Source organism: Rhodococcus sp. IC4_135 (assembly GCF_011602025.1).
GTDB lineage: Bacteria > Actinomycetota > Actinomycetes > Mycobacteriales > Mycobacteriaceae > Rhodococcus_F > Rhodococcus_F baikonurensis.
In genome coordinates this window covers 112,576-130,677 of record NZ_JAAOLG010000002.1, presented here as the reverse complement: position 1 = coordinate 130,677, position 18,102 = coordinate 112,576, and the positions used below count along the sequence as shown (strand labels likewise).

The window sequence follows — 18,102 nt, the reverse complement described above, 5'->3', positions numbered from 1 at the left end:
CGAAATCGGATCAAGCGTCGAGATCAGCGGCCACCAGTTCGGCGACCTTGGCGAGTGCGTCGGCGTCGTCGGATTCGATGGTGACTTCGGTGTCCTTGGCGGCGCCGAGCGTCATGATCATCAGTGCCGAGCCGGCATCCACCGGTTCGCCGTCGGCGACTGCGAGGGTGACCGTGGCGCCGGAGGCTCCGACTGCTTCGGCGATGAGGGCGGCGGGACGGGCGTGAAGGCCGACTGCGGAACCGACGGCAACTGTCTTGCTGGGCATGGGATCTCCTCGTTGTAGAACTGTCGTTGCGGACGTTGTGGGGTGTTCGGGCAGATCTGGTGACTTCGTTGGTGACTGCAGTGTTGCCTGCTGTCGATCATGCCGCAGCGGGCACGATTTCGGGGTCGAGTTCGGCATCGGAGGGACCCTTGCGGAAGAACTCCTTGGCTCCGACGACGGCGAGCGCAGCTACCACGGTTCCCGCCGCCAGTGAGACGAGGAACCAGCCGATGCCGCCGACTGCGAAGAAGACGAAGATCCCGCCGTGTGGGGCGCTGAGCGTGACGTCGAAAGCCATGATCAGTGCGCCGGTGACCGCGCCGCCCGCCATCATCGAGGGGATGACTCGAAGCGGGTCGGCAGCGGCGAACGGAATTGCACCCTCGGAGATGAATGCCGAACCCAGCAACCAGGCAGCTTTACCGTTCTCCCGTTCGGCTTCGCTGAAGAGCTTGGGACGCAACACCGTCGAGGCAAGTGCCATGGCAAGCGGCGGAACCATACCCGCGGCCATGACTGCCGCCATGATGCGCAAGGTGGCCGGGTCGTTGACGTTGAGTCCGGCTACAGCAAAGGCGTAAGCCGCCTTGTTGACGGGCCCGCCGAGGTCGAAGCACATCATGAGGCCGAGAATGATGCCGAGGAAGATGGCCGAGCTGCCGGACAATCCGTTGAGCCAGTCGGTTAGACCGGAGGTGATCGCGGCGAGCGGACGACCGAGGACGATGAACATCAGTGCTCCGACGACCAGCGTCGCGAACAGCGGGATGATCACCACCGGCATCAGACCTCGCAGCCACTGCGGGACGGCGATCCGGCCGATGTAGAGCGCGACGACACCGGCGATGAGACCACCGACCAGGCCGCCGATGAATCCGGCACCGACAAACACGGCGACCGCGCCGGCTGTGAAGCCGGGAGCGATGCCAGGCCGGTCGGCGATGGCGAAGGCGATGTAGCCGGCCAACGCGGGCACCAGGAAGCTGAATGCCAACGAACCGATCTGGAACAGCACTGCGCCGAGATAGGTGGCCAGACCACCGTCGGGAAGGTTGGTGATCGAGTTGTCGAGAACGATGTCCTTGGCAGGACCGGAGATCTCGTATCCGCCGAGCAGGAAGCCGAGTGCGATCAGCAGACCGCCGGCCGCGACGAAGGGGATCATGTAGCTGACACCGGTCAGGAGGACCTGACGGAGGTGGGTGCCGAACCCTACGGAACCGGCATCGGAATCCGCAGCCGCGGCGGCGGTGCCGTCCACGGTGGCGGCAGCGGGATTCTCGGAGGCGCGCAACGCTTCTGCAAGCATCTTGTCCGGCTCGTTGATCGCCCGCTTCACACCGGAAGCGACAACGGGTTTGCCGGCGAACCGGTCGCGGCCCTTCACTCCGACGTCGGTGGCGAAGATAACCGCGGCGGCTCCGGCGATGACCGAAGGGTCAAGGGGGGTGCTTCCGCTCGAGCCCTGCGTTTCGACGTGAACCTTGACCCCGGCGCGTTCACCCGCGGCGACGAGTGAGTCCGCAGCCATGTAGGTATGAGCGATTCCGGTCGGGCACGCGGTGACCGCGACGATGTGACGCTCCGCGGGCGTTGGAGCCGGGGCCTCCTCGGTGGAGTGTTTCCCAGTGGAAACAGGAGGAGTGGGTGTGGCTGCCGCAGCCTTTGCTGGAGCATCCTTCGGCGCGGGATTGAGGACCTCGTCGACCAAGCGCACGATCTCGTCCGGCGTCGACGCTTCACGAAGTGACGTGACAAACGCGGGCCTGACGAGTGCTCGGGCCAAGGAGGAGAGCAGCTTCATGTGCTCGGCTCCGGCGCCTTCGGGTGCCGCGATCAGGAACACGAGATCGGCGGGGCCGTCGGGTGCACCGAAGTCGACCTTCGGATCGAGTCGAGCAAACCCCAGGGACGCGGACGAGACGGCCTCGGCGCGGCAGTGGGGAATTGCGATTCCGCCGGGCAACCCGGTCGCGGACTGCGCTTCGCGAGCGAGTGCTGCATCGACCAGTCCCGCGGCGTCGCTTGCCCGACCCGCAGCAGTCAATCGCGCTGCGAGAGAACGAATGACATCTTCCTTGGTCGTACCCAGGTCGGTGTCGAGTGAGATCAGTTCGGGACTGATGATCTCCGGGCCGGAACTGCCGGCTGCGGTGGTATCGGACATGTCAGGTTCCTTAGGGCGTCAGGCGAGTTCGGTGGGGACGGGGATGGGAGAGGCGGCATCTGCTGCAGATACCGAAACCGCTGCCAGATCGATCTGTTCGGGCGTGGGAAGGGTTGTGCCGGGAAGGGAGGCAGCGGCGCTTCCGTAGGCGACCGCGTGACGTAGCCGCTCGGATTCCGAGCCGCCTCCCGCTTCGGCGAGGATGTAGCCGGCCAGCGACGAATCGCCTGCGCCGACGGTACTGACTGCGACAATCGGGGGAGCGGTGGCGATCCACGCGCCGTCGGCCGTGACGAGGACAGCACCTGCTGCGCCGAGCGTGGCGAGCACACTGCCGACGCCGCGATCGACCAATCGCTGTGCCGCCGTGATTGCAGGCCCGCGATCACCGTTCTCGGCGGCACGTTCGAGGACGTGGCCGTCGACGCCGGTCAGTTGCGCGAGTTCCTCGCCGTTGGGTTTGAGCAGGTCAGGTGCCGAGTCGGGGAAGCCTTCGGCGAGTGCCGTCAGCGGGGCGTCCGAGGTGTCGACCGCTACCTTGCACGGGTGATCGCGCAGCGCCGCGACAAGTTCGCCGTACCACCCGAGAGGAACGCCGGGGGGCAGTGAGCCGGACAGCGCGAACCACAGGGCGGTATCGGCGCGGGCGATCAGTTCCTGCGCCAAGGCGTCGAGCGTCGAACCCGACAGTGTCGCGCCGGGCTCGTTGATCTTCGTCGTGGTCCCGTCCGGTTCCGCGATGGTGATGTTGGTGCGAGCCAGACCCGTCGTGGCGACGCCGATGTGGGGAATTCCACCGGCGGCGAGCGCCGAGAGTAGGGGGTCGCCGCCGTTCCCCGGTAGGACCGCGAGGACGTCGAGGTCGGCTGCGGCGAGAACACGCGCGACGTTGACCCCCTTGCCGCCGGGGTCGCTGCGAGTGGAGTGGGCGCGTAGCACGGAGCCTCGTTCGAGCCGTTGCGCGAGCTGCACGGTCCGATCGATACTCGGGTTGGCTGTCAGTGTGACGATCATGCGATCACCACCTCGATTCCGTGGTCGTGGAACTCGGATGTGTCTGTGGGACTGATCTCTTCGTCGGTGATGAGGACGTCGATGCTGTCGAGGGGGGCGAAGCTGATCAAGTGCTCGCGGCCGACTTTCGTGGAATCCGCCACCACGACAACGTGATTGGCAGCTTTGACCATCGCTCGTTTGACTGCGGCCTCCTCGCTGTCCGGTGTGGAGAGTCCGTGCCCGACGCTGATCGCGTTGGTTCCGACGAAAGCGACGTCGACCCGCAACGTGCTCAGCAGGCGTAGGGCGTCCTCGCCGACCGCGGCTTGCGTCACCCCGCGTACTCGTCCTCCGAGCAGGATCAGGGAAATCGAGTTCATCGATGCCAGTCGTGCGCCGATCGGGACGGAATTGGTGACTGCTGTGAAGTCGTTCTCGGTCGGTAGTTCGGGGATCATGCGGCCTGTGGTGGTGCCCGCGTCGAAGATCACGCTGCCGCCGGTAGGAGGGAGATAGGTGACCGCGCAGCGGGCAATCCGGTCCTTCTGTTGCGCCCGGGTCTGATCGCGTTCCGCCATGCCCGGTTCGGTCACGTGGAGGGATCCGGTCGGAACGGCGCCGCCGTGTACACGCCTGATCTGTCCGATCCGCTCGAGGAATGCCAGATCGCGACGCACGGTCTCGGTGGTCACACCGAAGGTCTCCGACAGAGCCGCCACGGACATGCGTCCGCGCTGCGACACCATGGTGCCGATCGCTTGTTGGCGTTCTTCCGCGTACACGTGCTCTCCGATTCCGAAATGTGATCCGACGGTGCGTTGTGGGTCACAGTGAATGTTGCTTTATGTTGTTTTACGCCCGAGTGTGTTGACATGTCAAGACTTGGGAGTAATCTTCGTCACAACGAAGGTGTGGGCTCAACGCGCTCGAGGTGCTCCGGTGTGACACCGGGCCCATCGCTCAAGGAGGACAGATGACCGAACAGCTCAATCGCATCACCGTGCACGGCACTCCCGTCGTGCCCGGAATTGCCTACGGCCCGGCTATCTGGCCGTCCAGCCGACCAGAACTCGTCACCGATGCGCCGGCCCTCGACGAGGCCGATCGAGAGGCCGCCGCCGACACCTTCGTCGCAGCGGCGAAGGTTGTCGAGAACCGCCTCCTCGGACGGGCGGCCGACGCTACAGGCGCGGCTGCCGAGGTCTTGCAGGCCAACGCGGCGATGGCAGCCGATCGTGGCTGGATCGGGGCGGCCAAGAAATCGATCGCCGGCGGAGTACCCCCGGTGCAGGCTGCGATCGCGGCGACGGAGCAGTTCGTGGTGCTGTTCACCAAAGTCGGCGGTGTGATGGCCGAGCGCGTCACGGACCTCGAGGACATCCGCGACCGCGTGATCGCCGAACTCTCCGGATTACCCGAACCAGGAGTTCCGATGCCCGAGACACCATCGGTGCTGTGCGCGGACGATCTTGCTCCTGCAGACACCGCGGGCCTCGATGCAACCAAGATCATCGGGCTCGTGACCATCTACGGCGGCCCGACCAGCCACACGGCAATCATCGCGCGGCAGTTGGGCATCCCGTGCATCGTTGCCGCGAAGGAATTGGAGTCCATTTCGGCAGGAACGCCGATTCTGATCGACGGAACCACCGGCGACGTGATCGCGGAGCCGGATCCCGAGCAGGCGCGCGAACTGGTCGAACAATCTCGGATCGATCGCGAACGCGTCAGCACATGGACCGGACCGGGCCAGACGGCGGACGGACGGCCGGTCGACGTTCTCGCCAATGTTCAAGACGGCGCGGGCGCTCGCGCCGCGGCGTCGACTGCTGCGGGGGGCATCGGGCTCTTCCGGACCGAGCTCTGCTTCCTCGGGCGTGAGACCGAACCGACCGTGGACGAGCAGGCGGCGATCTACGCCGAGGTTCTCGAGGCCTTCGCGGGAAAGAAGGTCATTGTTCGCACGTTGGACGCGGGTTCGGACAAGCCGCTCAAATTCGCCAACCATCAAGAGGAAGCGAATCCGGCACTGGGCGTTCGTGGCGTTCGAATCGCCTGGCAGGACATGGGGATTCTCGACCGCCAGCTCGACGCGATCGCCGCAGCGGCGGCGTCGACCAACTCGTCGCCGTGGGTCATGGCACCGATGATCGCTACTCCGGCCGAGGCGAAACGCTTTGCCGATGCCGTGCGGGCACGCGATCTCGTTCCCGGTGTGATGGTGGAGATCCCGGCGGCGGCGCTGTTGGCCGACCAGATTCTCGAACACGTCGAATTCCTCTCGATCGGTACCAACGACCTTGCTCAGTACACGATGGCCGCTGATCGGATGTCCTCCGAACTCGCCGACCTGACCGATCCGTGGCAGCCCGCGGTGCTCGCCCTTGTCGCAGGTACGGCCCAGGCCGGTCAGGCGGCAGGCAAGCGCGTCGGGGTCTGCGGTGAGGCGGCCGCCGATCCGCTGTTGGCCTGCGTACTTGCCGGTCTCGGCGTTTCCTCGCTGTCGTGCGCTGCGGCGTCGGTTGCCGGCGTGGGAGCGAAGGTCGGGTCCGTCACCATGGCGCAATGTGAGGCGGCTGCGGCGGCGGTACTGGCAACCGGTGATCCGGTGGCAGCGCGTAAAGCGGCGGCTGACGCACTCAGCTGACGTGGTTTCGTCGGTCTAGGTCGGCGACCGAGCGCCTGACCTCTAGTATTTCGACCTGTGATCGAACGAGAAACTATGACCGGGGCCGGCGGAATCGGCTGGACTGTCCACGGAGACGGCAAGCGGATCGCCGACGGCGCGGTCGTGGCGCCGGACGAACGACTGAGTTGGCCGCGCACCATCGGGATCGGGATGCAACACGTCATCGCGATGTTCGGAGCGACACTGCTCGTACCGACCATCACCGGCTTCCCCGTCACGACGACGCTGTTGTTCTCGGGTATCGGCACCGCGCTGTTCCTGCTCATCACCCGCGGCCGGATCCCCAGCTACCTCGGGTCGTCCTTCGCGTTCATCGCCCCGCTGACAGCGTCGGCAGGATCGGGCCCGGCGGCTCAGCTCGGTGCCGTCATGGCCGTCGGCATCGTGTTGATGCTGATCGGCGTCGCCGTACGTCTGATCGGCGGACGGGTCATCGACGCCGTGATGCCGCCGGTGGTGACGGGCGCCGTCGTGGCGCTGATCGGCCTCAATCTCGCTCCGACTGCGGCCGGCTCCTTCGAATCACAGCCGCTGATCGCCACGGTGACGCTCGTCGCGATCCTGCTCGTCACCGTCGTGGGGCCCGGCCTGCTGGGCCGTTTGGGCATTCTGGTCGGAGTGGTGATCGGCTGGGTCTTCGCCGCTGTCATCGGTGGTCTCGACAGTGAACGGGTGTCGGCCCTGCGTGAGGCAGACTGGTTCGGGTTGCCGAGTCTGCACGGTCCGTCCTTCGACTGGTCGGTGATCGTGCTCGCCCTGCCCGTGGTGATCGTTCTGGTCGCCGAAAACGTCGGGCACGTCAAGGCGGTCTCCGCCATGACGGGGAAGTCGCTCGACGATCTGGCCGGCAACGCACTGTTTGCAGACGGCCTCGCCACTACCTTGGCGGGTGCCGGTGGCGGATCCGGAACCACTACGTACGCCGAGAACATCGGCGTCATGGCAGCGACGCGCGTGTACTCGACCGCCGCGTACTGGGTCGCCGCCGCCACGGCGGTGATCCTCGCGTTCTCGCCCAAGTTCGGTGCGCTGGTGTTCACGGTTCCGAACGGCGTCATCGGCGGCGCGACGATGGTTCTCTACGGACTCATCGGCATTCTCGGTGTCCGTATCTGGATGGAGGCGAAGGTCGACTTCACCGATCCGGTCAACCTGACGGTCGCCGCGGCTGCGCTGGTCGCCGGCATCGGAAACTTGACGTTGACCATCGGTTCGGTCGAGTTGGGCGGAATCGCCTGGGGCTCCATCGGCATCCTTGTCGCCTACCCGATCATGCGATATCTCGCTAAATTCCGTACTTCGAGTAACAGATAACCGCTACAGTCACGAATCGTGATCGTTCGGGTCATCGACGGGTATCGCAACAGGTTCTACCGTCGGAGACAGTGACGTGGGCCCGCGCACTTCGGCGTGCCCAGTCTCAGCGAATACACCCCAGTGGGTACGTCCCCAGCGGGTACATCACTGAAGTGCCGTATATCGAATTGCAAGGAGTCGGCGTGGAGCGCACCCTGTTCGAACCGGAACATGAACTCTTCCGGGAGTCGTACCAGAAGTTCTTGGCACAGCACGTGGCTCCGAACCACGAGAAGTGGGAAGAGCAGAACATCGTCGATCGTGACGTCTGGGTCGAGGCCGGAAAGCAGGGCTTCCTGGGAACCGCGGTGCCCGAGGAGTTCGGCGGCGGCGGTGTGAAGGATTTCCGCTACAACGCGATCATCACCGAGGAAACCACCAAGGGCGGGTTCAGCGGTATCGGCTTCACGTTGCACAACGACGTCGTGGCGCCGTACCTGCTGGAGCTGACCAATGAAGAGCAGAAGCAGCGTTGGTTGCCCGGATTCGCTTCGGGAGAGCTGATTTCGGCAATCGCGATGACCGAACCGGGTACCGGTAGCGACCTGCAGGGCATCAAGACCAAAGCAGTTCGCGACGGGGATCACTGGGTCCTCAACGGCTCGAAGACCTTCATCACCAACGGAATCAACGCCGACATCATCATCGTTGTCGCGTGTACCGACCCGGACAAGGGAGCGCAGGGCTTCAGCCTCCTCGTCGTCGAGCGGGACATGCCGGGCTTCGAGCGTGGACGCAACCTCGACAAGATCGGCATGAAGGCTCAGGACACCGCCGAACTCAGCTTCACCGACGTCCGCGTTCCCGCCGCCAACCTGCTGGGCGAAGAGGGAATGGGCTTCTTCTACTTGATGAAGAACCTTCCTCAGGAACGACTCTCGATCGCCGTTGTTGCAGCTGCCGCAATGGAATCGGTTCTCGAGAGCACGATCCAGTACTGCCGTGACCGCAAGGCATTCGGTAAGTCGATCGGTAGCTTCCAGAACACCCGATTCGTCCTCGCCGAGTTGGCTACGGAGACCACCGCAGTGCGGATCCTGGTGGACAAGTTCATCGAACAGCTCAATGCCGAGAAGCTGACCGTGCAGGAAGCTGCGATGGCGAAGTGGTGGACCACCGAAGCTCAGGTCAAGCTCATCGACCGCTGCCTCCAGCTGCACGGAGGCTACGGCTACATGAAGGAATACCCGGTTGCCAAGGCGTACATGGACTCTCGTGTGCAGACCATCTACGGTGGCACAACCGAGATCATGAAGGAGATCATCGGACGTTCGCTGAATCTCTGATTCGGGTGATGCACCGCTGATCGTCACGTAAAGACTCTGGGCCCCGGCTGATGCCGGGGCCCAGAGTCTTGTGGTCGTAGGGTGCGAGCGAGCTCAGATCTTCCGCATGACGGTGACAACCTTGCCCAGGATGACAGCGTTGTTGCCGGGAATCGGCTCGAAGAGGTCGTTGTGCGGCATCAGCCACACCTCCTTCTTCGTGCGCTTGAACGTCTTCACAGTGGCTTCGCCGTCGATCATTGCGGCCACGATGTCACCGTTCTCCGCGACGTTCTGCTGACGGACGACAACCCAGTCGCCATCGCAGATCGCTGCATCGATCATCGACTCGCCGACGACCTTGAGCATGAAGAGCGAACCCTGGCCGACGAGTTCGCGGGGGAGAGGGAACACATCCTCCACCGCTTCCTCGGCGAGGATCGGTCCGCCGGCAGCGATGCGGCCCAGGATGGGGACGAACGCCGGCTCCGGTAGCGGGTCGGCGCTGTTGTACTCGCCCGAATGCTTCGACACGGATGCGATGGCGGTATCGGCTGCAACTTCGTCGAGGCCTCGAACATCGACCGCGCGAGGGCGATTGGGATCGCGGCGAAGGAAGCCCTTTCGCTCCAACGTTCGCAGTTGATGTGCGACGGACGAGGTGGAAGTGAGCCCCACCGCATCCCCGATCTCGCGAATGCTGGGCGGATACCCGCGCTCCGTCACCGAATCGCGGATCACTTCGAGAACGCGCCGCTGACGCTCGGTGAGCGTCTCGCTCGACGGAGACGGAACTGCAGAAGCTCCTGCCTCCGCGGCTGTGCTGGAGCGATCGTCCTTCATGGCCTGTTGCCTCCGTGTCTGAAGAAGTCGTGCCTGAAAAAGTGCCTGGTGCACATCACGCAGAAACCTGTCGGTGCCTCCTGCCAACATTCGAGCTGTCGACAAACACGGAGGCTTTCGCAAATTCCCGCTGTGTGGTCTGACACGAATCTAGCCGGATTTGCTCGCGGTTTCAAACATCTGTTCGATTCGTGTCGCTCGAAGTAGAGACATTGTCGGCCAGGCGTGGTAGAAATTCGAACATGCGTTCCATCGAACGCATGATCGAACACATCGATCGGTGTCGACCAGCGGAGGTCACGATGGGTAACGCAGCACTGCAAAGCAACAGGATTTTCGACGACGCGATTGGTGTCGACGCGTTTGGTGTCGATGCGATTGGTTTCGACGGCACGTCGGCACTGAAGTACCACCCCTCGTTCTATGGGCCTGATGGTGGGTCCGATGCTGACGTTGTGTCATTCGAACGGCGCGGTACGGCCGAAATGCGGGGTGTGGCCAGGTATGTCGACAACGAACCGCAGGCGGCCGTCGTTCGCCGTGTTCCGGTGGGCGCGGTTTCAGGTTCGCGGTCATTGCGTGAGTCTCCTCGCCGGTGGGACAGCGAGCACGATTCGTCGCGCCCGTACGGAGGAAGTTTTGCGCACCGAAACCGAGTCGGTGTCTCACGGGTCGAACATGAAGTGGCTGCCGAGGACGTCAGTTGGAAGACAGTGTTCCTGGGCGCCGTATTCACTGCACTGGCAGTGTTGGCGTTGGTGGGGATCGGCGCTTTGTCGAGTGGTGATGTAGCTGGGACACACGGCGCGACCGAAGTGGTTCGCGTTGCCGCGGGTGAATCCCTCAGTGATATTGCCGCCAAGGTTGCGCCTGGCCAGGCTGTCGGTTCGGTGATCGAGCAGATCATGGATCTCAATGCGATGTCGAGTTCCGGACTGTCCGTTGGGCAAACTCTGATCGTGCCGGTCTCGGGCCGCTGACCGTACCCCCTCCCAGGCGGGGGCGTACCGAGCGTGAGAGCAGTCGGTTCACAGCGAGTAAGCTGTCCACTTGACAGTCCCACCACCTCGGGTGGTCGCGTTGAGTACGTGGATCTGCTCTGTAAATCGTCGGAGGATTTGCAGTCGGTAGCGAATCTGAGTTGCGGCCATTTCGGCGACAACGAAGGAACCCCGATGCATTGCCCGTTCTGCCGGCACCCTGATTCCCGAGTGGTCGATTCACGCGAGGCCGACGAGGGCCAGGCGATCAGGCGGCGCCGTTCGTGCCCCGAGTGTGGACGTCGATTCACCACGGTCGAGACGGCAGTTCTCTCGGTCGTGAAGCGCAGCGGCGTGACGGAGCCGTTCAGCCGGGAAAAGGTTGTCAAAGGTGTGCGTCGCGCATGCCAGGGCCGCCAAGTGGACAACGACTCGCTGAATTTGCTGGCCCAGCAGGTCGAAGATGCCGTACGTGCATCGGGTTCTGCCGAGATTCCCAGCAACGAGGTAGGGCTCGCGATTCTCGATCCGCTTCGAAATCTCGACGAGGTTGCGTATCTGCGATTCGCTTCGGTGTACAAGTCCTTCAGTTCCGCCGCGGATTTCGAACGTGAGATCACCGACATGCGCGAACATGCCGAGACCCGTGACGCCGACAAGGCTCCCGGCGCCGAGCCCGTTTCCGTCGACTGAGGCCTTCGACTCAGGTAACGCTCAGAGCACGGAGCGGGCACTAGGTAACGCTGAGAACACAAAGCGAACAATCGAACAAATCGGGCAAGTTATTCGCTTAGTGTCTACCAGGTACGTTCGTCCGCATCTCGGATCTTCACGGAGGCGTTATGAACTTAGTTGCAGTTCTCGGAGTCGTGAACAGCCTGGTAACCCTCGGGTTCGCCAACACTGTTGCCACCTTTGGCGGTTTCCTCACCAACGTCAACATTCAGACAATCTACTGATCGCGCAATCCTCGTCGAACATCAACGCTTGATCGCTTCGATAGCTTTCAGGACTCGCTTTTCGGATATCGGTGTGGGTGTACCGAGGGACTGCGCAAACAGACTCACGCGCAGTTCTTCGATCATCCAGCTGATCGCGTCGACGTCCCTGGCCGTGCGTCGCTCTTCGGGAAGTGAACTCAACAACCGGTCGTACGCTGCGTACACCCGGTCGAGGACATCCATCGCCTGCTGATCTCGTTGTGCGCTTGCAGGCAGAGCTTCGAGACGGAATTTTGCTGCGGCAAGATACCGCGGCAAATCGCGTAGGCGCGCTGAGCCCAATTCGGCGACGAAACCCGGAAAAAGCAGTGAGGTCAACTGCTCTCGGACGTCGTCGGCTGCCTCCCCGCGTGAGCGTTCGAGGACGACGCTCAGTTGGTGGGCGTGTTCGAGGATCGGAACAATCATGCGCAGGATCGCGGAAACGCGCCCGGCCAGTTCGGAGCGTGCGATCTTCACCAGGGCGTCGAAGGCCTCAGGCGTGCGCACCGGTCCACCGTGGGCCGCAATCACTTCGTTGGCAGCTGCCACTCGGCAATCCTCGACGAGGGCCTCCAAGCCGCCGTCCGGATTCTGGCCGAGCGCCAGACGCTGCGCGTTCGACAAGCCGGCGGTCACTGCCTTGAGTTGGGTGGGAACGGCCGCCAGGAGAAGCGCCCGAGTGCCTTCCCGCATCGCCTGCGCCTGCGCAGCCGGTGTACTCAGGACACGAACGGCAACTCCGCCGTTTTCCGGCACCAGTGCCGGGTATCCGGTTACCTGCTGCCCGCCGATGGAGCGAGTGATGGTCGGTTCCAACGCGCCGAGTGTCTCGGATGTCCAGACGGTTGCCGCTGCCCGTTCGGTACCGGTTGCCGCCTTGGCTACTTCTTTCTGCACGCGCGGGGCGAGCGCGCGTCGCAGCTGCGCCAGATCCTTACCCTTCGCGAGAACCTTGCCCGATTCGTCCTCGACGACAAACGTCATCCGAAGATGGTCGGGTAGCGCGGCGGGATCAAAGTCCTTGGCGTCGATCTGGATCCCGCCCAAGTGCGAGAGTTCACGGGCCATTGCGGTCATCAACGGCTCGGATCGAGGTTTGACTGCTGCCAACGCTGCGGCGGCGTAGTCGGGTGCCGGCACGACAGCGCGTCGAATGTTCTTGGGCAACGTCTTGATCAGAGCGGTAACCAGGTCGACGCGCATACCCGGGACCAACCAGTCGAAGCCGACCGGCTGAAGTTGCGCGAGCAGGCCGACCGGGATGTGCGCGCTGACGCCGTCGTCATCCTTTCCGGGCTCGAATTGGTAAGTGAGCGGAAACTGCATGTCGCCCTGGCGCCACGCGTCCGGGTACTCGCCACCGAGGACTGCAGCGGCGTCGGAGTTGACCACGGTTTCCGGCGTGAACGTCAGCAGACTCGGATTCTTGCGCCGCTCAGTCTTCCACCACTGGTCGAAATGCTTGGCGGACACGGCTTCCTGGCCGATACGTTCGTCGTAGAACTCGTAGAGAGTCTCGTCGTCTACGAGGATGTCGCGGCGGCGCGCACGGTTCTCGAGTTCCTCGACGTTGTCGAGCAGTGCGCGGTTCTCGTGGAAGAACTTGTGGTTCGTCTGCCATTCCCCCTGCACCAGCGCATGGCGGATGAAGAGATCGCGGGAGGCCTCGGGATCGATTCGCGAGTACGTCACTGCGCGGCCGGTCACGAGGGGAACTCCGTAGAGAGTGACCCGCTCGTATGCCATCGCCGAGCCTCGCTTGGAGGACCAGTGCGGTTCGGAATAGGTCCGTTTCACCAGGTGCGGGGCGAGCTTTTCGGCCCACTCGGGTTCGATACGCGCGGACATGCGCGCCCACAGCCTCGACGTTTCCACGAGTTCGGCGGCCATGACCCAGCGTGGTGGCTTCTTGAACAGTCCCGATCCGGGGAAGATCGCGAAGTGGCTGCCCCTGGCGCCGAGGTAGTCCCGCTTCTCGCCCTCGCGTAGCCCGATATGCGAGAGCAATCCGGCGAGGAGCGACTGATGGATCGCGTTCTCGCTTGCCCGTGTCTCTCCCACTGTCCAGCCGAGACCGCGGGTGATCTGCCGGAGTTGCCCGTGCAGATCCTGCCATTCGCGGATCCGGAGCCAGTGCAGGAACTCGTTCCGGCACATCTTGCGGAACTGGTTGGAGGACAGATCGTTACGTTGTTCGCGTAAGTAGTCCCACAGCTTCAGGTAGGCCAGGAAGTCGGAGTTCTCGACATTGAACCTGGCATGCTTTTCGTCGGCTGCCTGCTGGAACTCGGCGGGCCGTTCGCGAACGTCCTGAATGGACAGTGCCGCGACGATGACAAGGGTTTCGTGAAGGCAACCGTTGTTCTTGGCTTCCACCAGCATTCGTGCCATCCGCGGATCCACCGGAATCTGGGCCAGCTCGCGGCCGACGGGCGTCAGTTCGGGGTGGCTGGCCTCGGAACCTCGCGCGATGGCGCCGAGTTCTTCGAGGAGTCCGATTCCGTCCTTCACCGCGCGCTGGTCCGGCGGTTCGACGAAGGGGAAGGCCGCGATGTCGCCCAGGCCGAGAGCCGTCATCTGCAAGATCACGGATGCGAGGTTGGTTCGCAGGATCTCCGGTTCGGTGAATGCCGGCCGTGACTCGAAGTCCTCCTCGGAGTACAGGCGGATGCAGATTCCTTCGGCGACGCGGCCGCAACGCCCGGAGCGCTGACGCGCCGACGCTTGGGAAATCGGTTCGATCGGCAACCGCTGCACTTTGGTGCGTACCGAGTACCGCGAAATGCGCGCCGTTCCTGGATCGACGACGTACCGAATGCCGGGAACGGTCAGCGAGGTCTCCGCCACGTTGGTTGCGAGGACGACGCGTCGGCCGGTGTGCGGCGAGAACACCTTGTGTTGTTCGGCGGCCGACAGCCGCGCGTACAGCGGGACGATTTCGGTGTTGCGAAGACGCCGATCGCGTAAAGCGTCTGCGGTGTCGCGAATTTCGCGTTCGCCGGAGAGGAAGACCAAGATGTCGCCTTCGCCCTCCGCGCTCAGCTCGTCGACAGCCTCGCAGACCGCGTCGACGGGATCACGGTCGAAGGTGATGTCGCCGGATTCGACGGTCAGTGGGCGGTAACGCATTTCGACGGGGAACGTTCGCCCGGATACCTCGACGATCGGCGCGGGCTTACCGTCGACAGCGAAGTGCTCGGCGAAGCGTTCGGGATCGATGGTCGCCGACGTGATGATGACCTTGAGATCGGGTCGGCGGGGGAGCAGCTGAGCCAGGTAACCGAGGATGAAGTCGATGTTGAGGCTGCGTTCGTGCGCTTCGTCGATGATCAGCGTGTCGTAGCGTCGGAGCATACGGTCGCGCTGAATTTCGGCGAGGAGAATGCCGTCGGTCATGAGCTTGACGTAGGTGCGATCCGAGACCTGGTCGGTGAACCGCACGGTGTATCCGACGGCGTCGCCGAGTTCGGTGTCGAGTTCTTCGGCGATACGTTCGGCAACGGTGCGGGCTGCCAACCGGCGCGGCTGTGTATGTCCGATCAGTCCGCGGACGCCACGTCCGAGTTCGAGACAGATCTTCGGGATCTGGGTTGTCTTACCCGAGCCGGTCTCGCCGGCAACAATGACAACCTGATTCTCCGAGATCGCGGTCGCGATGTCGTCCTTGCGCTGACTGACGGGCAGGGCTTCGGGGTACGAGACCGCAGGAACACTGACTGCGCGGGCAGCCAAGCGAGTGCGTGCCTTCTCGATTTCTTCGGCCAGCGCCACCAGAGCGTCTGGTGTGCGGGCGCGGTCGAGTTTGCGACGGAGTCGACTCTCGTCGCGGAGTGAGACCTGTGCCAGCGCGCTCTTCAGGTCACTCCGCTTGGGGGAGAGCGGGGCCGGTGGTGTTGTAGACATGCTGATGACAGCCTATCGAACGCATTCACAACTACCGCTCGCAGATCGTAGTGATGTGCAAATATCGTCGAGTGACGACAAATACCGCAAATGAGTCATCGGTGCCTGTCGCGTCGACACCTGTTGCCGTGCGAGTACTTCGATTGTTGTTCGCGCTCTACGGACTCACTGCGTTGTTGTGGATCCCGATTCGCAACGCCGACGGATTCTCGTTGTCGAACTATCTGAGCTACTTCACCATCGAGAGCAATATCCTCGCGGTGTTCGTGTTGCTGGTGGGCGCATTTCGTGATCCGCAATCGCGGACATGGCAGTCGATTCGTGGCGCGGTGACTCTGTACATGGTCATCACCGGAATCATCTACGCCGTCCTACTCGCGAACATCGACGTCAATTTGAACGACGCGTGGATCAACTCGGCGCTGCACCGCATTCTTCCGCTGGTGATGCTCCTCGACTGGGTGTTCTTCGCTTCGCGGCACAGGATCTCCGAAATTCGCTCGCTGCAGTGGCTGCTGTTTCCGGTGATCTACGCGGTGTACACGTTGATTCGAGGTCCGATCGTCGACTGGTATCCGTATCCGTTCATGGATCCGCGCCATCAGGGCTACCTGGCTCTGTTCATTGGATTTGTCGTGCTGGGCATCGCGATGGCCCTGATGGCGTTGGCGGTCAATGCCGTCGGACGGTTGGGCGCCGGGCTACGCGGCCGGAACGCCCCGCAGTCCTAGCCCGCTTCCGGTGGCGATCACCTGATCGAGTCGGTCGATGTTCGGGTGCTTGCCGCGGTTCGCTCGCGCGTCCTCGGTGTGCTCGGCGAAGATCGTCAGTCCTGCTGTCGCGGCTTCGGGTGTCAGGGCGCCGTAGACCTCGGCAAGATGGTTGTACACCTTGACCGAGCCAGACTTTCCGGGCTTGTTCTCGACGGTGTCGATGACGTTTCCGTCGGCGTCGAGTACTTCGATGGCGGCCAGATGGTCGACGGTGGGCAGTGCGGCGAGATTGTCGGCAAAAGTCATGGTCGACAGATTACGTGTGCGCCGGGATACCGGTGCCGGGCGAGCGCCGTCGTGCGCCGATTCCCGATGTCGATATAGTCGCAGCACATCGTTTGCACACCAGCATCGTTTGTATTCGAAGGGGACAATGATGGCTTCGGCATTGTGGCACGGGTTCGCGGACATGGGCGCTGTGGAGAAGAACGGCGCTTTTGTCGTCTCTCGCGGTGAGGGGGCGTACATCTGGGACCGCGAGGGCACTCGGTATCTGGATGCGACGGCGGGCTTGTGGTTCACCAATGTCGGGCACGGGCGCACGGAGATCGCGGACGCGGTGGCGGCTCAGTTGTCGAAGATCGCGCATTTCTCCAACTTCGGTGATTTTGTTCCCGAGACCACGCAGGTGTTGGCGGAGCGGTTGGCGAAGATCGCGCCGGTTGCCGGGAGCAAGATCTTCTTCACCTCGGGTGGTTCGGATTCGGTGGACACTGCGGCGAAGCTCGCTCGCCGGTACTGGCACGAGGTGGGGCAGCCGGAGAAGGCGATCATCGTCGGTCGTCAGAAGGCGTACCACGGAATGCATGTTGCGGGAACGGCTCTGGCGGGTATTCCGGTGAACCGTGAGGGTTACGGCGAGCTGATGGCGGATGCGGCCACGGTCGGTTGGGACGATGCGAAGAGTCTGCTCGAGTTGATCGAGCGGGTCGGTGCGAACAAGATCGCCGCGTTCTTCGCGGAGCCGATCATCGGTGCGGGTGGGGTGTATCTTCCGCCGGAGGGGTATCTGGCGGAGGTGCGCGACATCTGCCGCGAGCACGACATTCTGTTTGTCGTCGACGAGGTGGTGACCGGTTTCGGTCGTATCGGCGGCGAGTGGTTCGCGTCTACTCGTTTCGATTTGCAGCCTGACATGATGACCACGGCAAAGGGTTTGACGTCGGGTTATGTTCCGATGGGGGCGGTGTTCATCGCGCCGCGGGTGGCGGAGCCGTTCTATGCGGGTTCGTGGTGGCGTCATGGTTACACGTACGGCGGGCATGCTGGTGCTGCGGCGGCGGCGATGGCGAACCTCGACATTGTCGAGCGTGAGAATTTGCTCGGGGAGTCGAAGCGTTTGGAGGCGTCGTTGCATACGCATCTGCAGCCGTTGGCGGAGCATCCGCGGGTGGCGGAGGTTCGTAGTGGGCTCGGTGCGGTCGCTGCGGTGCAGTTGGCTGATCCGGCGGAGGCTTTGCCGTTCGTGAAGACGTTGCGTGAGCACGGTATTTCGGGGCGTGCTGCGGGTCAGGGTGCGATGCAGATTTCGCCGACGTTCGTGATGACCGATGATCAGGTCGCGGAGATGGCAGCAGGGATCCTCGCAGCCCTCGGATGAGTTCAGTTGCGGCGCCGGAAGAGCTTCTCGATTCGGCGCCGCACTGCGTTGGGTGCAGGTTCGAGTTCCAGAACTTCTTGCTCCGACTGCTTGGCGTAGGCCTGGGTGTACCGCTCGTGCAGTACCGAGCGAATCTCGTCCGGAGAGTAGGCCCGACGCTGGCGTTCGCCGCGCGCAACGAGGACCCCGGTGGCGGCAATGCCCATGGCACCAGCGAGGCCGACCAGTTTCCAAACGTGCGAGGCGCGCAGAGGAGTAGGGAGTTTCATCCCTCTACGC

At 63.4% G+C, this 18,102-nt stretch carries 15 protein-coding genes; 7 read left to right on the top strand and 8 right to left on the bottom strand.

Annotated elements, in window-relative coordinates:
- Positions 1-10 precede the first annotated feature (10 nt).
- From G8767_RS05415 to G8767_RS05400, 4 genes are all read right to left on the bottom strand, one after another.
- Positions 11-268: an HPr family phosphocarrier protein gene (locus G8767_RS05415; RefSeq protein ID WP_003942144.1), complete on the bottom strand. Its 258-nt coding sequence runs from the start codon at positions 266-268 to the stop codon at positions 11-13.
- A gap of 97 nt (positions 269-365) precedes the next feature.
- Positions 366-2,435 carry a fructose-specific PTS transporter subunit EIIC gene (locus G8767_RS05410; RefSeq protein ID WP_166809556.1) on the bottom strand — a complete coding sequence of 690 codons (2,070 nt, stop codon included), beginning with the start codon at positions 2,433-2,435 and terminating at the stop codon, positions 366-368.
- Between the two features lie 18 nt (positions 2,436-2,453).
- Positions 2,454-3,449, bottom strand: coding sequence for a 1-phosphofructokinase family hexose kinase (locus G8767_RS05405; protein ID WP_166809555.1), 996 nt, complete (start codon positions 3,447-3,449; stop codon positions 2,454-2,456).
- A complete protein-coding gene (locus tag G8767_RS05400; RefSeq protein WP_095970559.1) occupies positions 3,446-4,213 on the bottom strand; it encodes a DeoR/GlpR family DNA-binding transcription regulator in 768 nt (255 codons plus the stop codon). Before G8767_RS05400 ends, G8767_RS05405 begins: the two co-directional genes overlap by 4 nt.
- 191 nt (positions 4,214-4,404) lie before the next feature.
- Here G8767_RS05400 and G8767_RS05395 point away from each other — a divergent pair, with 191 nt between their 5' ends.
- The 3 genes from G8767_RS05395 (at position 4,405) to G8767_RS05385 (ending at position 8,762) form a co-directional block, all read left to right on the top strand.
- Positions 4,405-6,078: a putative PEP-binding protein gene (locus G8767_RS05395; RefSeq protein WP_166809554.1), complete on the top strand. Its 1,674-nt coding sequence runs from the start codon at positions 4,405-4,407 to the stop codon at positions 6,076-6,078.
- 75 nt (positions 6,079-6,153) lie between these two features.
- Positions 6,154-7,434: a solute carrier family 23 protein gene (locus G8767_RS05390; protein WP_166809794.1), complete on the top strand. Its 1,281-nt coding sequence runs from the start codon at positions 6,154-6,156 to the stop codon at positions 7,432-7,434.
- A 185-nt stretch (positions 7,435-7,619) separates the two neighbouring features.
- The gene (locus G8767_RS05385) at positions 7,620-8,762 is read left to right on the top strand and encodes an acyl-CoA dehydrogenase family protein (RefSeq protein ID WP_007735194.1); all 1,143 of its coding nucleotides are present in this window, start codon (positions 7,620-7,622) and stop codon (positions 8,760-8,762) included.
- A 93-nt stretch (positions 8,763-8,855) separates the two neighbouring features.
- On the opposite strand, the gene lexA is transcribed toward G8767_RS05385, so the two are convergent.
- Positions 8,856-9,584 carry a transcriptional repressor LexA gene (gene lexA / locus G8767_RS05380; RefSeq protein WP_007735195.1) on the bottom strand — a complete coding sequence of 243 codons (729 nt, stop codon included), beginning with the start codon at positions 9,582-9,584 and terminating at the stop codon, positions 8,856-8,858.
- A gap of 242 nt (positions 9,585-9,826) precedes the next feature.
- Between lexA and G8767_RS05375 the strand changes: the two genes are divergently transcribed.
- On the top strand, positions 9,827-10,564 hold the full coding sequence (locus G8767_RS05375; RefSeq protein ID WP_166809553.1) for a LysM peptidoglycan-binding domain-containing protein: 738 nt from the start codon (positions 9,827-9,829) through the stop codon (positions 10,562-10,564).
- A gap of 195 nt (positions 10,565-10,759) precedes the next feature.
- A complete protein-coding gene (nrdR, locus tag G8767_RS05370) occupies positions 10,760-11,257 on the top strand; it encodes a transcriptional regulator NrdR (RefSeq protein ID WP_095970738.1) in 498 nt (165 codons plus the stop codon).
- A gap of 287 nt (positions 11,258-11,544) precedes the next feature.
- Here nrdR and hrpA read toward each other — a convergent pair whose 3' ends face one another.
- Positions 11,545-15,450 (bottom strand): ATP-dependent RNA helicase HrpA, encoded by a 3,906-nt coding sequence (gene hrpA, locus G8767_RS05365; protein WP_166809552.1) that lies wholly within the window; start codon positions 15,448-15,450, stop codon positions 11,545-11,547.
- A gap of 101 nt (positions 15,451-15,551) precedes the next feature.
- Here hrpA and G8767_RS05360 point away from each other — a divergent pair, with 101 nt between their 5' ends.
- Entirely contained in the window at positions 15,552-16,181 is a 630-nt protein-coding gene (locus G8767_RS05360; protein ID WP_124569744.1) for a Pr6Pr family membrane protein, read from the top strand.
- On the opposite strand, the gene G8767_RS05355 is transcribed toward G8767_RS05360, so the two are convergent.
- Positions 16,152-16,469, bottom strand: coding sequence for a DUF2322 family protein (locus G8767_RS05355; RefSeq protein WP_166809551.1), 318 nt, complete (start codon positions 16,467-16,469; stop codon positions 16,152-16,154). The two genes, G8767_RS05360 and G8767_RS05355, sit on opposite strands and share 30 nt — an antisense overlap.
- Before the next feature lie 130 nt (positions 16,470-16,599).
- Here G8767_RS05355 and G8767_RS05350 point away from each other — a divergent pair, with 130 nt between their 5' ends.
- Positions 16,600-17,823 carry an aminotransferase class III-fold pyridoxal phosphate-dependent enzyme gene (locus tag G8767_RS05350; protein ID WP_206028981.1) on the top strand — a complete coding sequence of 408 codons (1,224 nt, stop codon included), beginning with the start codon at positions 16,600-16,602 and terminating at the stop codon, positions 17,821-17,823.
- A gap of 2 nt (positions 17,824-17,825) precedes the next feature.
- Here the strand turns inward: G8767_RS05350 and G8767_RS05345 are convergent, their stop codons facing one another.
- Positions 17,826-18,092, bottom strand: coding sequence for a hypothetical protein (locus tag G8767_RS05345; protein ID WP_095970552.1), 267 nt, complete (start codon positions 18,090-18,092; stop codon positions 17,826-17,828).
- Positions 18,093-18,102 lie beyond the last annotated feature (10 nt).